The sequence below is a fragment of the Pseudomonas sp. S2_C03 genome, from assembly GCF_054668405.1.
Window position 1 is genome coordinate 617,096 of sequence record NZ_CP162766.1, and the last position, 14,773, is coordinate 631,868.

Here is a 14,773-nt window from a genome sequence, read left to right on the forward strand (position 1 = left end):
GGGCATGCGCGATTACAAGTGGCTGAACGAGTACTGCCTGAACCGCTTCGGTTCGGCCGCTGAACTGCAAGCCCATCTTCCCGTTCCCAAGACCCCTGCGCAGTTGCGCGATATCACCGACGATCGCTACCTCTCGACCATGGCCTTGCGCGTGTTCCGCGCCGGGCTCAAGCACAGCCTGGTGGACGCCAAGTGGCCGGCCTTCGAGGAAGTGTTTTTCAGGTTCGACCCGGAAAAGGTCGTGCTGATGAGCGCCGAACACCTTGAGCGCCTGATGCAGGACGCGCGGATCATCCGCCACCTGGGCAAGCTCAAGAGTGTTCCGCGCAATGCGCAGTTCGTGCTCGACGTGGCCCATGAGAAGGGCAGCTTTGGCAACTTGATCGCCGACTGGCCAGTGACCGACATCGTCGGATTGTGGACGTACCTGAAAAAGCGCGGCAGTCAGTTGGGCGGGCTATCGGCCCCCCGCTTCCTGCGCATGGTCGGCAAGGACACCTTTGTTCCGAGCTATGACGTTGTCGCGGCGCTCAATGCGCAGAAGATCATCGACAAGGTGCCGACCAGCCTGCGCGACCTCGCCCTGGTGCAGGACGTGTTCAACCAGTGGCACGAAGAGAGCGGCGGGCGGCCAATGAGCCAGATCTCGATGATGCTGGCTTACACCGCCAATCACTGATCCCTGTAGGAGCGGGCTTGCCCGCGATGGCGGTACTCCTGACACATTGATGCTGGAGGTGCCGCCGCTATCGCGGGCAAGCCCGCTCCTACAGGGGGCTGTCAGGCGACAGAGACCTGACCTTCCCCCGCCAACTTGCGGTTCAACTGATGCCGCCACCGCACATACAACAACGCCGAGCAGAACACCGCCAGGCTCGCGCCCATTTCCAGCACGCCAAACCACTGCCGGTTCGGGTCGTACGCGGCGAGCGCGCCCTTGATGAAATACAGGTTCACGGCAAAGCACATCCATGAGTGGCCACGCGGGCTGCCGGTGATCATCCCGGGGGCGAGCAACAGCAACGGCACCAGTTCGATCAACAGGATCACCCAGGGCCGGGCACCGTGCAGATCCGCTACCAGCAGGTAGTAGACGCACAGCAGCGCCACAAGGCCGACAAAACACAGCAGGCTGATCACACGCATGGCCCGCACGCGCGGTTCGAGCCATTCAATGGCGGGCAGGACTTTCGTCTTCTTGGCCACCCTCAGCCCTCCAGTTTCTGTGCGGTCTTGGCCAGGCGCATGCCCAACGCGCGGCATAGCGCCACTTCGTGGGCGTCCAGGCCGCTTTTGCCATCGGCACCGGCGTGATGACTGGCGCCATAGGGGGTGCCGCCGCCTTGAGTTTCCAGCAGCGCCGATTCGCTGTAGGGCAGTCCGGTGATCAGCATCCCGTGGTGCAGCAATGGCAGCATCATCGACAGCAGAGTGGTTTCCTGGCCGCCGTGCAGGCTGGCGGTCGAAGTGAACACGCCCGCTGGCTTGCCCACCAACGCACCGGTCAGCCACAGGTTACTGGTGCCATCCAGGAAGTACTTGAGCGGCGCCGCCATGTTACCGAAGCGCGTCGGACTGCCCAGGGCCAGGCCCGCGCAGTTCTTCAGGTCGTCGACGCTGGCGTACAGCGCGCCTTCGACGGGGATGTCCGGCGCCACGGCTTCACATTCTGCGGAGATGGCCGGCACGGTGCGCAGGCGCGCTTCCATCCCGGCCTGCTCGACACCCCGTGCAATCTGCCGGGCCATCTCGTTGGTCGAGCCGCTGCGGCTGTAATACAACACCAGGATGTACGGCGTACTCATGGCAGCAGTTCCAGGATCTGCTCCGGTGGACGACCAATGACGGCTTTGTCGCCGACGGCGAGAATCGGGCGTTCCATGAGTTTGGGGTGCGCGGCGATCGCAGCGATCAACTGCGCTTCGCTCAAGGTGGCGTCGGCGAGGTTGAGGGTTTTGTATTCATCCTCGCCGGTACGCAGGATCTGCCGGGCGCTCAGCCCGAGCTTTTTCAGCAAGCCCTGGATTTGCGCGGCATCCAGCGGTTCATCGAGGTAACGGACCACGGTCGGGGTCAGGCCACGGCCTTCGAGCAGTTCCAGCGCGCCACGGGATTTCGAGCAGCGCGGGTTGTGATAAAGCGTCAGATCGGTCATGTGCGGGTCGCATTTGGCGTAAGGTGGCAGCTATTCTAACTGTGCAGCGCGCAATCCTGAACCTTGGGAGGCGATGGGTCGCAGGCGCATTCAATTTTGAACAAGGATCACGACATGACAAGGCGATTGGCAGCGGCATTCGCGATATTCGCAGCGCTGATGCTGGGGGGCTGTGGCAACGATTATGGGATCGACCAGAACGGCCAGAAAGTCGCGTCCGAACGACTGGACAAGCAATGGTTGGTGCTCAACTACTGGGCGGAATGGTGTGGCCCATGCCGCACTGAGATCCCGGAACTGAACACACTGGCCGAGCAATTGAAAGCCAGGAAAATCGGCGTATTCGGGGTCAACTTCGACAACGTGCAGGGTGAAGAACTGAAAAGCGCCAGTGAAAAGCTGGGCATCAAGTTCACCGTGCTCGCACAGGACCCAAGCGAAGTTTTCGATCTACCGCGCAGCGAAGCGCTGCCGGTGACCTATATCATCGACACCAAGGGCAAGGTGCGCGAGCAATTGATGGGCGAACAGACAGCGGCGGGGGTCATGGCCAAGCTGGAGGCCCTGCAAGCGACCAACTGAAAGACGTGATCGGTCTCGCGCGCAAACGCGGGACCGATCAGTGTGAAGGGCTCAACCCTCTTCAAGCCACCAGCGCAGCGGCTTGCCCTCGGCAGGCCAGAAACGCATCTGCTCGATCGACGACACGTCCCAGCGTTGCACGCCTTCCAGCGCCTGGAGGAAGCGTTTTTCCTGCTCCATGAGCGCTGGCGCGCACATTTTGCGGGTGCTGCCGATCTTGCCGAAACTCAGCTTGTCGCCATCGAGCGTGTAGGGCGCGAACCAGTGGTTGCAGCCGCCACTGCCATAGGCCCGACCGTCTTCGCCGAGGGTGATGGTCAGGTGGCTGTAATCCATCAATGGCCGCTCACCGATCCATTCCAGGATGTAGCTGCGGTTTTGTTGCAGTTGCACCGGCTCGGCAGCGCAGCCTAACAGGCTGGCGCTGACCATCGCAGTCAGGGCGAGGCGTTTCATCACGCAGGCTCCTGGCATTTCGGGCACAGGTGCTTTTCGCCAACGCTTTTCCAGCCCAGCTCGGTAATCCGCGCAGTGGCGGCTGGCTTTTCAGCCTTGTTGCCCAACTTGGCGTCGACCGCGAACTCGAAGCTCAGCTCCTTGGCGCAGCTGTCGCAATTGACCTTCCAGGTGTGGATCGCCAACTCGCCGAAAACCGGACCATTGGCCACCGCGACCCATTGGCCGGGCGGGTTGATCAGGTGGCGAACCGTTTCGACGGTCAGGCGCATGGACAGGTCCTTGGCGCCTTTGAGGGTCACGATCAGCACGTCATTGTTGCGAATCGAGCCACCGTTGCCGGTGACCTGATAACGCCCAGGTACCAGGGCGCGGCATTCGGTGAGGGTGTGTTGCGGGTTCATCAGGTTGTAGCGGAAATCGTGTTCGACCATGGGTCCTCCAAATCTGCGCGGAATGCTAGCACGGACATCGTTGCCGCACTGCGCGCAGAAGCGACCTTCGATCCGGTTCAGTCGACATCCACCCGGTTTTGCGGGCTGCCGGCAGCCCAGGCGGCAATATTCTGCAACGTAGTCGCCGCAATCGCACCCAGGGCTTCGCGAGTCAGAAACGCCTGGTGCGCGGTGATGATCACGTTGGGGAAGGTCAACAGCCGAGCCAGCACGTCGTCTTGCAGCGGCAGGTCGGAGCGGTCTTCGAAGAACAGTTGGGCTTCCTCTTCATAGACGTCCAGGCCCAGGTATCCCAGAAGGCCGTCCTTCAAGGCGTCGATCAGCGCCGGCGTGTCCACCAGTCCACCGCGCCCGGTATTGATCAGCATGGCGCCGGGTTGCATGTGCGCCAGGGAGTCGCGGTTGATCAGGTGCTTGCTTTGCGCATTGAGTGGGCAATGCAGGCTGATAATCTGCGATTGGGCGAGCAACTGCGGCAACTCCATGTACCGTGCGCCCAGCGCCTGGACCTGGGGATTGGGGTAGGGGTCATAGGCCAGGAGCTGGCAGCCGAAACCGTGCATGATCTTCGCGAAGGTCGCACCGATCTGCCCGGTGCCGACCACGCCGACGGTCTTGCCCACCAGATCGAAGCCGGTCAGCCCGTGCAAGGTGAAATCACCTTCGCGCGTGCGGTTGTACGCGCGGTGCAGGCGCCGGTTCAGCGCCAGGATCAACGCCACCGCATGTTCAGCCACCGCGTGGGGGGAATAGGCTGGCACCCGCACGATCGTCAACCCCAGGCGCTTGGCCACGGCCAGGTCGACGTGGTTGTAACCGGCCGAGCGCAGGGCGATCAGTCGGGTGCCGCCGGCGGCCAGCTGTTCGAGCACGGGAGCGCTGAGATCATCGTTGATGAACGCGCAGACCACCTCAAACTGCTCGGCCAGCGCCGCGGTGTCCAGGCTCAGCCGTGCCGACTGGAAATGCAACTCGATGCCTGCGGGAAGGTCGACGCCCAGAAAACTGTCGCGGTCGTAGTTCTGACTGCTGAAGAGAATCGTACGCATGCGTTATTCCTTGGGGGGGAAGATTGCAATCCTGTAGGAGCGAGCATGCTCGCGATGGACTCAAGGACACCTTGGGGAATCAGGCTGCCCGCGTCATCGTTGACGACCATCGCGAGCAATCGAGCGTCGACCGGCTGCTCCTACAGAAAGCGGTTTGATCAAGCATTAATCCGCGCATGGGCGGCCAGGCGATTGATCGCCCGGTCGAGTTCTTCCAGCGCGGCGCCGGCTTTCGGGTCTTGCTGTTTGAGCAGGGTTTCGCTGCGTTGGCAGGCGGCCCTGAGTTGCGGCACCCCGCAATAACGGGTGGCGCCATGCAGGCGGTGCACCCGTTCGATCAGCGCAGTGTGGTCGTGGGTCTCGCGCGCCACGCGGATCGCCTCGCGATCAGCTTCCAGCGAAGCCAGCAACATCGCCAGCATGTCTGCGGCCAGATCCTGTTTGCCGGCAGCCAGGCGCAAGCCTTCCTCTTGGTCGAGCACTTGCAGTTCGTGGCCGCTGCCATGGCCGTCGCTGGACCGGTCCGGCCCCTGATTGCGCAAGGCAAGGCCAGTCCACTTCAGCACCACCTGGGCCAGTTGCCGTTCGCTGATCGGCTTGGTGAGGTAATCGTCCATGCCGCTTTGCAACAGGGCGCGCTTTTCGTTGGCCATGGCATGGGCGGTGAGCGCCACGATCGGCATCGGCGTACTGTGCCGTTCGCTTTCCCACTGGCGAATGCTTTCGGTGCTCTGGCGTCCATCCATGCCAGGCATCTGTACGTCCATCAGCACCAGGTCGAAGGTTTCGTTTTGTACGGCCTTGACGGCAGCGTAGCCGCTTTCGACCGCGAGGACCTTGGCGCCGAGGTCTTCAAGCAGGGTTTGCACCAGCAGCAGGTTGGCCGGGTTGTCGTCGACACACAGCACTTTCGGAGCGCGGCTGGCGACCGGTTCGCCGGGCTCGCTGCGTGTCTGGCGCGGGTTGACCAGGTCGGACAACGACCGGCGAAGCTTGCGGGTGCAGGCCGGTTTGGCCTGAAGCTGGCTGTGGGGGTTGGGCACCGATAGATGGAACAGCGTCTGTTCGGTGGTCGGGCACAGCACCAGCACTTTACAGCCCAGGTGTTCGAGGTCCCAGATGTGCTGGTTGAGGCGTTCGGGTGGCATGTCGTTGCTGGTAATGCCGAGCACGGCGAGGTCGATGGCCTGATCGGTCTGGTGGGCGCCCATCACGCCATTGGTGAGCCTTTCCAGGGTGTTGAATGGCGTGACTTCCAGGCCGCAATCTTCCAGTTGGTGCTGCAAGGCCTGGCGCGCCAGTTCATGGTTCTCCAGTACCGCGACGCGACGTCCGAGCAGCGGCGCACCGGGCATGTCTTCGGCATCGTCGCGGGTCTTGGGCAGGTTGAGGCTGATCCAGAACTCCGACCCCTCGCCAGGTGTGCTGTCGACGCCGATCTCGCCGCCCATCTGTTCGATCAATCGCTTGGAAATGACCAGGCCCAGGCCGGTGCCACCGGGCTGCCGGGACAGCGAGTTGTCGGCCTGGCTGAAGGCCTGGAACAGTGCGCGCACATCCTCGTTGGACAAGCCGATACCGGTGTCCTGGATGCTGATACGCAGTTGCACGCTGTCTTCGTGTTCGTCCTCCAGCATGGCGCGCGCGACGATCGTACCCTCGCGGGTGAACTTGATCGCGTTGCTCACCAGGTTGGTGAGGATCTGCTTGAGGCGCAACGGGTCGCCCACCAGCGACAGCGGGGTGTCGCGGTACACCAGGCTCACCAGTTCCAGCTGCTTGGCGTGTGCGGCGGGGGCAAGGATGGTCAGTGTGTCCTGGAGCAGATCACGCAGATTGAACGGAATGTGGTCGAGCACCAGCTTGCCGGCCTCGATTTTCGAAAAGTCGAGGATCTCGTTGATGATGCCCAACAGGCTGTCAGCGGATTTTTCGATGGTGCCCAGGTAGTCGAGCTGGCGCGGGGTCAATTCGCTTTTTTGCAGCAAGTGAGTGAAGCCGAGAATGCCGTTGAGCGGCGTACGAATCTCATGGCTCATGTTGGCGAGGAATTCGGATTTGATCCGGCTCGCTTCCAGGGCTTCCTTGCGCGCCAGGTCCAGCTCGATGTTCTGGATCTCGATGGTTTCCAGGTTCTGGCGTACGTCTTCGGTGGCCTGGTCGATGCTGTGCTGCAACTCTTCCTGGGCATTCTGCAAGGTGCCGGCCATGCGGTTGATGCCGGAGGCCAGTTCATCCAGTTCCTGGCTGCCGAGGGGCGGCAGGCGGGTTTCGAGGTGACCGTCCTTGAGTTGCGCCACTGCCTGCTGGATCTGGTTCAGTGGCCGGTTGATCGTGCGGCCCATGCGCAACGCCAGCAACGCCGCGGCGGCCAGGCCGGCGGCGATCAGCAACAGGCTGGCGAACAGGCTGCGGTAGCCACGCAGGAGCATGCCGTTGTGCGAGATTTCCAGTTCGACCCAGCCCAGCATGCGCTCGGTTTCTTCGGGGATCAGGTCGCCGGCCAGGTTGCGGTGTTTGCCGAACACGGGCAGCAGGTAGCGGGTCGCGTCGTTGCCGCTGTGTCGCAGCATTTGCGAGCCATTGCCCAGAGGGGCTTGATTGAGCATGGTCGGGCCGGCGTGGGCCAGCGGCGTGCGGTCTGGCGCAAGGAACGTCACTGCGCGTACGTCGGGCGTTTCCAGGGACTGGGTGGCGATGCGCTCCAGCAACTCGGCGTCATTGTGGCTCATGGCCGGGGCGACGAGAGGCGCGAGCTGTTCGGCGATCATTTCGCCGCGCTGCATCAGTTGGGTTTGCAGGTCCGATTGCTGTACCCAGGTAAAATAGCCGCCCAGCACCAACGCCATGAGGCTGGTTGGAAGCAAGGTCAGCAACAGCACGCGACCTTTTATTCCCAGTTTCTTGAGCACGCCACTCTCCCGCATCCCGCCATTTAGGAACCGGTGCGCACGTCCGGTGCGCGCCATTTGCGCAGTGTAGCGATTTGCTCGCGGGCATTGCTCGTAAAATTGATGTCGCCATTCGTCGGGTTGGCCGGGGCTTTGAGGGTGCCAGTCAACCTCGGCTTGTCCCGGGCGAGGCAATCTTGAATAATCATCAACTGAGAATTATTTGCAGATAATTATGACTCCCAGCGCTGTTGGCCATCCCCGAATTCTTTCCATCGAAGACGACCTGGTGCTCGGTGCCTACGTACACGAGCAGTTGGGCCGCAGCGGTTTCCAGGTCACCTGGTGCCAGAACGGGCAGGAGGGCCTGGCGATGGCCCGTGAGAAAACCTTCGACGTGGTGTTGATGGATATTCTGTTGCCGGGCCTCAATGGCCTGTCGGTGTTGACCGAGTTGCGCCAGAGCCATTCCACCCCGGTGGTGCTCATGTCTGCACTGGGGGCCGAGGCCGATCGCATCAGCGGGTTTCGCCTTGGCGCCGACGATTACCTGCCCAAGCCCTTCAGCATGGCCGAATTGTGCGTGCGCCTGGAGGCGATACTGCGCCGTGTCGCGCTTGACCGGCGGCCGGCCATCGAACCGGTCGCGCCGGCAGCGGACAACCTGCGCTTTGATGAAGAAAGTTCTGACGTGTTCTGCGGTCAACAGGCCGCCGGCCTTACCCGCAGCGAATACCGCTTGCTCGACACGCTCAACCGCAACGGTGATGAGGTGTTGAGCAAGGCCTTCCTTTATCAGCACGTGTTGCAGCGCGGGTACTCGGCGCACGACCGCAGTCTCGATATGCACATCAGCCAGATCCGCCGCAAGCTCAAGGCCATCGGCTACACCGAGCGCGAAGTGCGCACGGTCTGGGGCAAAGGCTACGTCTTGAGTGCCGACCATGAAGTGGGCTGACCTGCCGGGCCGACATTCGTTGTTCTGGAAGCTCGCCTGTCTGCTGGTGTGCTTCTGTCTGCTGATGATCTGGTTGAGCTGGTCCTGGGGTCGCTACATGGAGCAACGCAACCAGTTTCTCTCGGACGAGGCCCGGGGCACACTGACGCGATACGCTGCCGAAGCCGAACAGGCGTGGCACCAGGGGCAAAGCGACGGCGTCGATGCCTGGCTTGCGCTGATGCGTCAGCGTGAGCACGGATGGTCGGGCGTAATCAGCGGTGATTTGCAGTCATTGAGCAACTTGCCGCTGACCGATCAGCAGATCGAGCGCCTGACGTTCCTGCGTGGCCTCGATTGGCCGATCCACAAGAACAACCTGCCGTGGATGCGCGTGCCGTTTCCCGGTGATCCTTCGGTCGGCAGCCTGGTGATTGAACTGCCCAAGCGCTTCCAGCCCGGGCGCTATCAGATGTTCTGGCGCGTGATCACCAATGGCGTCATTCCCGGTTTGTTCACCCTGCTGCTGTGTATCGGGTTGTATCGCCTGCTGGTGGTGCCCCTCAATCAATTGCGGGAGCAGGCCAACGCCTGGCGTGCCGACCAACTGGGCGTGCGCCTGTCACGGCGAACCACCAACCGCTCCGATGAACTGGGCGAGTTGGGCCGCGCGTTCGATCACATGTCCGAACGCCTGCAAAGCACCGTGGCCCTGCAACAACAACTGCTACGCGATCTGTCCCATGAATTGCGCACGCCCTTGAGCCGTTTGCGCGTGGCCAGCGAAGGCGAGCAGAACCTGGCACAACTGCGCGAGCGCATCGGCCGCGAAGTCGATGGCATGCAGCGCCTGGTCGAGGACACGCTGCAACTGGCCTGGCTCGATACCGAGCGCGCGCCGTTGCCTGACGAAGCGATTCAGGTTCAGGCCCTATGGGAAATGCTCACGGAAAACGCCTGCTACGAAAGCGCCTGCCCCTCGGGCCGCTTGCAATGCCGGGTGGACGCGTCCTGCTGGGTGCGCGGCAACCTCAACACCCTGGCACAGGCGTTGGAAAACATCCTGCGCAACGCCATTCGTCACTCCCCGACGGATGGCATCGTGCGCCTGGATGGCCGCCGGGAGGGTGACTTCTGGCATTTGTGGCTGGAAGACGAGGGCGGTGGGGTGGATGAAGAAGACCTGGAGCGGATCTTCTCGCCGTTCATTCGCCTGGACGGCTCACGCCCGGGCAACGGTGGCTTCGGCCTGGGCCTGAGCATCGCGCGCAACGCGGTGCAACGCCAGGGTGGACAACTCTGGGCTGAGAACACCGGCACCGGATTGCGCCTGAACATACGCCTGTTGGCCGAAGACGACGCCCCTGTAGGAGCGAGCACGCTCGCGATGAACCCGAGAGCGCCGCTGGGCGCCTGACACACGCGCTCCCACAGGAAATGAATCGCTTATTCCCATAAGCCATAAGCACCACACTTTGCGTGATATGGCCTGCCCACGTTTGCCGGTATGATAGGCGCCCCCGCAGTCTGGATTGCGAATACGCCATGACCTTGCAGTACCCAACCATCGCCGATTGCGTCGGCAACACTCCGCTGGTTCGTTTGCAGCGCCTGCCTGGCGCCACCAGCAACACCCTATTGCTCAAGCTTGAAGGGAATAACCCGGCGGGTTCGGTCAAGGACCGTCCGGCGCTGTCGATGATCACTCGTGCCGAGTTGCGCGGGCAGATCCACGTCGGCGATACGCTGATCGAAGCGACGTCGGGCAACACCGGGATCGCCCTGGCGATGGCCGCCGCGATCAAGGGTTACAAGATGATCCTGATCATGCCAGACAACTCCAGCGCCGAACGCAAGGCTGCCATGACCGCCTACGGCGCCGAGCTGATCCTGGTCACCCAGGAAGAAGGCATGGAAGGTGCCCGCGATCTCGCCCAACGCATGGAGGCCGAAGGCCGTGGCAAGGTGCTGGACCAGTTCGCCAACGGTGACAACCCCGAGGCGCACTACACCACCACCGGCCCGGAAATCTGGCGGCAGACCCAGGGCACCATCACGCACTTCGTCAGCTCCATGGGCACGACCGGCACCATCATGGGCACCTCGCGCTATTTGAAAGAGCAGAACGATAACGTGCAGATCATCGGTTTGCAGCCGATGGAAGGCGCGTCGATTCCCGGCATCCGCCGCTGGCCGCAGGAGTACCTGCCCAGGATCTACCAGGCTGACCGCGTGGATCGCATCATCGACATGGCGCAAAGCGAAGCCGAGGACGTGACCCGTCGCCTGGCCCGCGAAGAAGGCATCTTCTGTGGCGTGTCCTCGGGCGGTGCCGTGGCCGGCATGCTGCGCCTGTCCAAAGAAGTTGAAAACGCGGTGATCGTCGCGATCATCTGCGACCGTGGCGACCGTTACCTGTCCACCGGCATTTTCGACGCGCCCAACTGATGGCCAAGCATGAGAAAGGCCTGCGCTTCCAGCCCACCGGTGGCACCAAGGCGCCGCAGGTTCCGACCGGCAAGAAGCAGCGCTTGAGCATCGAGCGCCTTGCCAGTGACGGTCGCGGCATCGCATTTTTCGAAGGTCGTACCTGGTTTGTGCTTGGCGCACTGGCCGGGGAAGAAGTCGAGGCCCGAGTGTTGGGTGCCCACGGCAAAGTGGTCGAGGCGCGTACCGAGCGGGTGTTCACCGCCAGCGAGCTGCGGCGTCCGGCACCGTGCAAACACGCCGGTCGTTGCGGCGGTTGCAGTGTCCAGCATTTGCCGCACGATGAACAACTTGCCCTGAAACAGCGCATGCTCGCGGAGCAATTGTCCAGGGTTGCAGGCGTCGAGCCTGAAGAATGGGCTGCGCCATTGACCGGTGCGGAGTTTGCTTATCGCCGACGCGCCCGCGTGGCGGTGCGTTGGGATCTCAAGGCGAAAAAGCTCGAGGTGGGGTTCCGTGCGGCGGGCAGTCAGGACATCGTCTCCATCGACGAATGCCCGGTGCTGGTACAGCCCTTGCAACCGATCATGACGCGTCTGCCGGAGATGTTACGTCGCTTGAGCAAACCGCAGGCTCTTGGGCATGTGGAGTTGTTCAGCGGAACGAAGCTGGCGGTGTTGCTGCGCCACATGGCGCCGTTGTCTGATGCCGACCTGACCGTCCTCAAGGATTTCTGCGCGTTCCATGAGGCGCAATTGTGGCTGCATGGCGAGGGCCAACCACACCCGGTCGACGGCGATCAGAGCCTGGGCTTCCGCCTCGAACAGTGGGATCTGGAACTGGCTTACCGGCCGGGCGATTTCGTCCAGGTCAACGCCGCGGTCAACGAAACGATGGTCGCCCAGGCGCTGCAGTGGTTGAAACCGACAGCAGATGAGCGTGTTCTCGATCTATTCTGTGGTTTGGGCAACTTCGCCTTGCCGCTCGCGAAGGTCGTTCGCGAAGTGGTGGCGGTCGAGGGTGTGCAGGCGATGGTCGATCGGGCTGCCGCGAACGCCGCGAGCAACAATCTGCATAATGCGACGTTTTTTCAGGCCGATTTATCCCAGCCTTTGACCGATGCCGAATGGGCGCGCGAAGGCTTTTGTGCGGTACTCTTGGATCCACCGCGAGACGGCGCTTTCGAGGTGGTACGCAAACTCAGGACACTGGGCGCCGAACGGTTGGTGTATGTGTCGTGCAACCCTGCAACTCTGGCGCGCGACACGGTCGAATTGATCAAGCAGGGCTACCGGTTAAAACGTGCCGGGATTCTCGATATGTTTCCTCAGACGGCACATGTCGAGGCCATGGCGTTATTTGAAGCGAGCTAGGACGGCTCGTCTGGTCCGACTGACCCGCCCGTGCAGCACTCGTCTCGCCCCGCGAGTGCACCGGCAACGAAGGTCAGCGATTTGACGCATTGAATCTGCGTCGTAGGGAAGGTAAAGCAAGATGGTACAGGTGAGAGCACACCAGCCGATCAACACCGACGGCAGTATCAATCTCGAGGCTTGGCTCGATCATGCGGTCAGTGTCGACATGGCACTGGATCGCGAAGCCTTGAAGGACGCGTGCGAGTTCGCTCGTGCGGCAGAACAACAGGCCAATGCGGCAAAAAACCTGTGGTCCGAAGGGACCTCGAGTTTCAGCACGGGCCTTGAGATCGCCGAGATTCTCGCCGACCTCAAACTCGATCAGGACTCCCTGGTCGCTGCGGTCCTGTACCGCGGCGTCCGCGAAGGGCAGATCCAGCTACCGGCCGTGAGCCAGCGCTTTGGTCCGGTGGTGGCCAAACTGATCGACGGCGTGCTGCGCATGGCGGCGATCAGCGACAGCCTGAGTCCGCGTAAATCCATGGTGATGGGCACTCAGGGGCAGGTGGAAAACCTGCGCAAGATGCTCGTGGCCATGGTCGACGACGTGCGTGTTGCCTTGATCAAACTGGCTGAACGCACTTGCGCGATCCGTGCGGTAAAAACCGCCGATGACGAGAAGCGCAATCGCGTTGCCCGTGAAGTTTTCGACATCTATGCACCGCTGGCGCACCGCCTGGGTATCGGTCATATCAAGTGGGAACTGGAGGATCTGTCCTTCCGTTACCTCGAGCCCGACCAGTACAAGCAAATTGCCAAGCTGCTGCACGAGCGGCGCCTGGATCGCGAGCGCTTCATCAGCGACGTGATGTGCCAGCTAAAGAGCGAGTTGCAGGCCACCGGTGTCGAAGCCGACATCAGTGGGCGGGCCAAGCACATCTATTCCATCTGGCGCAAAATGCAGCGCAAGGGCCTGGAGTTCAGCCAGATCTACGACGTGCGCGCGGTCCGTGTGCTGGTGCCGGAAATGCGCGACTGCTATACCGCGCTGGGGATCGTCCACACGCTGTGGCGACACATCCCGAAAGAATTTGACGACTACATCGCCAACCCGAAAGAGAACGGCTACCGCTCGCTGCACACCGCTGTGATCGGTCCTGAAGGCAAGGTGCTGGAAGTGCAGATCCGCACTCATGCCATGCACGAAGAAGCCGAGCTGGGCGTTTGCGCGCACTGGCGCTACAAGGGCACCGATGTCAAACCCAGCTCCAACCACTACGAAGAAAAAATCTCCTGGCTGCGTCAGGTGCTCGAGTGGCACGAAGAGCTTGGCGATATCGGCGGCCTCGCCGAACAACTGCGCGTCGATATCGAGCCGGACCGGGTCTACATCTTTACCCCGGACGGTCACGCCATCGACTTGCCCAAGGGGGCAACGCCGTTGGACTTTGCCTATCGCGTGCACACCGAAATCGGCCATAACTGCCGTGGCGCGAAGATCAACGGGCGCATCGTACCGCTCAACTACAGCCTGCAAACCGGCGAGCAGGTCGAGATCATCACCAGCAAGCACGGCACGCCAAGCCGCGACTGGCTGAACCCGAACCTGGGTTACGTGACCACGTCCCGAGCGCGGGCGAAGATCGTCCACTGGTTCAAGTTGCAGGCGCGTGACCAGAACGTTGCCGCCGGTAAAACCCTGCTGGAGCGCGAGCTTAATCGCCTCGGCCTGCCGGCGGTGGATTTCGAGAAACTGGCCGACAAGGCCAACATGAAAACCGCCGAGGACATGTTTGCCGCGCTCGGTGCTGGCGATTTGCGTCTGGCGCAACTCGTGAACCTGGCGCAGCAACTGGTCGAGCCGGAGCGCGGCAACGAACAGCTGGAGCTGATCCCACGCAAGGCCACCGGCTACAAGCCGGGCAAGCGCGGCGACATTCAGATCCAGGGCGTCGGCAACCTGATGACGCAAATGGCCGGCTGCTGCCAGCCACTGCCGGGGGACGCCATCGTCGGCTACATCACCCAGGGCCGTGGTGTCAGCATCCACCGTCAGGACTGCGCCTCGGTGTTGCAATTGGCCGGTCGCGAACCGGAGCGGATTATCCAGGTCAGTTGGGGCCCGGTGCCGGTGCTCACCTACCCGGTGGACATCATCATCCGTGCCTACGATCGTTCCGGTCTGCTGCGTGACGTCTCCCAGGTGCTGCTCAACGAACGGATCAACGTGCTGGCGGTCAACACGCGCTCGAACAAGGAGGACAACACCGCACTGATGTCCCTGACCATCGAGATTCCAGGCCTGGATGCACTGGGGCGGTTGCTGGGCAGGATTTCACAGTTGCCGAACATCATCGAGACGCGGCGTAACCGAACCCCATGAGACCATGAGACCCACTGTAGGAGCGAGCTTGTTCGCGATAGCGGTGTGTCAGGCAATCAAATACTGCTGACACGCCCTCATCG

At 62.1% G+C, this 14,773-nt stretch carries 15 protein-coding genes; 7 read left to right on the forward strand and 8 right to left on the reverse strand.

The window, feature by feature from the left end; genetic code table 11:
• Positions 1-4 precede the first annotated feature (4 nt).
• Positions 5-679, forward strand: a complete 675-nt coding sequence (locus tag AB4N64_RS02860; protein WP_460121808.1) for a DNA-3-methyladenine glycosylase I — start codon at positions 5-7, stop codon at positions 677-679.
• Between the two features lie 101 nt (positions 680-780).
• Here the strand turns inward: AB4N64_RS02860 and AB4N64_RS02865 are convergent, their stop codons facing one another.
• Genes AB4N64_RS02865 through arsC form a run of 3 tightly spaced genes read right to left on the reverse strand, consistent with a single transcriptional unit; the run spans position 781 to position 2,155 of the window.
• Positions 781-1,206, reverse strand: a complete 426-nt coding sequence (locus AB4N64_RS02865) for a DUF2069 domain-containing protein (RefSeq protein WP_460121810.1) — start codon at positions 1,204-1,206, stop codon at positions 781-783.
• A gap of 2 nt (positions 1,207-1,208) precedes the next feature.
• Positions 1,209-1,805 carry an NAD(P)H:quinone oxidoreductase gene (gene wrbA / locus AB4N64_RS02870; protein WP_460121812.1) on the reverse strand — a complete coding sequence of 199 codons (597 nt, stop codon included), beginning with the start codon at positions 1,803-1,805 and terminating at the stop codon, positions 1,209-1,211.
• Positions 1,802-2,155, reverse strand: a complete 354-nt coding sequence (gene arsC, locus AB4N64_RS02875) for an arsenate reductase (glutaredoxin) (RefSeq protein WP_460121814.1) — start codon at positions 2,153-2,155, stop codon at positions 1,802-1,804. Before arsC ends, wrbA begins: the two co-directional genes overlap by 4 nt.
• A 114-nt stretch (positions 2,156-2,269) precedes the next feature.
• Between arsC and AB4N64_RS02880 the strand changes: the two genes are divergently transcribed.
• Complete coding sequence (locus tag AB4N64_RS02880; protein ID WP_460121815.1) at positions 2,270-2,737, forward strand: TlpA disulfide reductase family protein; 468 nt, start codon at positions 2,270-2,272, stop codon at positions 2,735-2,737.
• 51 nt (positions 2,738-2,788) lie between these two features.
• On the opposite strand, the gene AB4N64_RS02885 is transcribed toward AB4N64_RS02880, so the two are convergent.
• From AB4N64_RS02885 to AB4N64_RS02905, 5 genes are all read right to left on the reverse strand, one after another.
• On the reverse strand, positions 2,789-3,193 hold the full coding sequence (locus AB4N64_RS02885; protein ID WP_460121817.1) for an META domain-containing protein: 405 nt from the start codon (positions 3,191-3,193) through the stop codon (positions 2,789-2,791).
• Positions 3,193-3,627 (reverse strand): hypothetical protein, encoded by a 435-nt coding sequence (locus AB4N64_RS02890; RefSeq protein WP_460121819.1) that lies wholly within the window; start codon positions 3,625-3,627, stop codon positions 3,193-3,195. Before AB4N64_RS02890 ends, AB4N64_RS02885 begins: the two co-directional genes overlap by 1 nt.
• A 77-nt stretch (positions 3,628-3,704) precedes the next feature.
• On the reverse strand, positions 3,705-4,697 hold the full coding sequence (locus AB4N64_RS02895; RefSeq protein WP_460121821.1) for a 2-hydroxyacid dehydrogenase: 993 nt from the start codon (positions 4,695-4,697) through the stop codon (positions 3,705-3,707).
• 158 nt (positions 4,698-4,855) lie between these two features.
• Complete coding sequence (locus tag AB4N64_RS02900; protein ID WP_460121823.1) at positions 4,856-7,609, reverse strand: response regulator; 2,754 nt, start codon at positions 7,607-7,609, stop codon at positions 4,856-4,858.
• Between the two features lie 23 nt (positions 7,610-7,632).
• Positions 7,633-7,797, reverse strand: coding sequence for a hypothetical protein (locus tag AB4N64_RS02905; protein ID WP_460121824.1), 165 nt, complete (start codon positions 7,795-7,797; stop codon positions 7,633-7,635).
• A gap of 26 nt (positions 7,798-7,823) precedes the next feature.
• Here AB4N64_RS02905 and AB4N64_RS02910 point away from each other — a divergent pair, with 26 nt between their 5' ends.
• From AB4N64_RS02910 to relA, 5 genes are all read left to right on the forward strand, one after another.
• Complete coding sequence (locus AB4N64_RS02910) at positions 7,824-8,546, forward strand: response regulator transcription factor (RefSeq protein WP_460121826.1); 723 nt, start codon at positions 7,824-7,826, stop codon at positions 8,544-8,546.
• The gene (locus AB4N64_RS02915) at positions 8,533-9,942 is read left to right on the forward strand and encodes a histidine kinase sensor domain-containing protein (RefSeq protein WP_460121828.1); all 1,410 of its coding nucleotides are present in this window, start codon (positions 8,533-8,535) and stop codon (positions 9,940-9,942) included. The genes AB4N64_RS02910 and AB4N64_RS02915 overlap by 14 nt, the downstream gene beginning before the upstream one ends.
• 128 nt (positions 9,943-10,070) lie before the next feature.
• Positions 10,071-10,973: a cysteine synthase CysM gene (gene cysM, locus AB4N64_RS02920; protein ID WP_460121829.1), complete on the forward strand. Its 903-nt coding sequence runs from the start codon at positions 10,071-10,073 to the stop codon at positions 10,971-10,973.
• Positions 10,973-12,325 carry a 23S rRNA (uracil(1939)-C(5))-methyltransferase RlmD gene (rlmD, locus tag AB4N64_RS02925; protein WP_460121831.1) on the forward strand — a complete coding sequence of 451 codons (1,353 nt, stop codon included), beginning with the start codon at positions 10,973-10,975 and terminating at the stop codon, positions 12,323-12,325. Before cysM ends, rlmD begins: the two co-directional genes overlap by 1 nt.
• Before the next feature lie 121 nt (positions 12,326-12,446).
• Positions 12,447-14,690: a GTP diphosphokinase gene (gene relA / locus AB4N64_RS02930; RefSeq protein WP_460121834.1), complete on the forward strand. Its 2,244-nt coding sequence runs from the start codon at positions 12,447-12,449 to the stop codon at positions 14,688-14,690.
• Positions 14,691-14,773 lie beyond the last annotated feature (83 nt).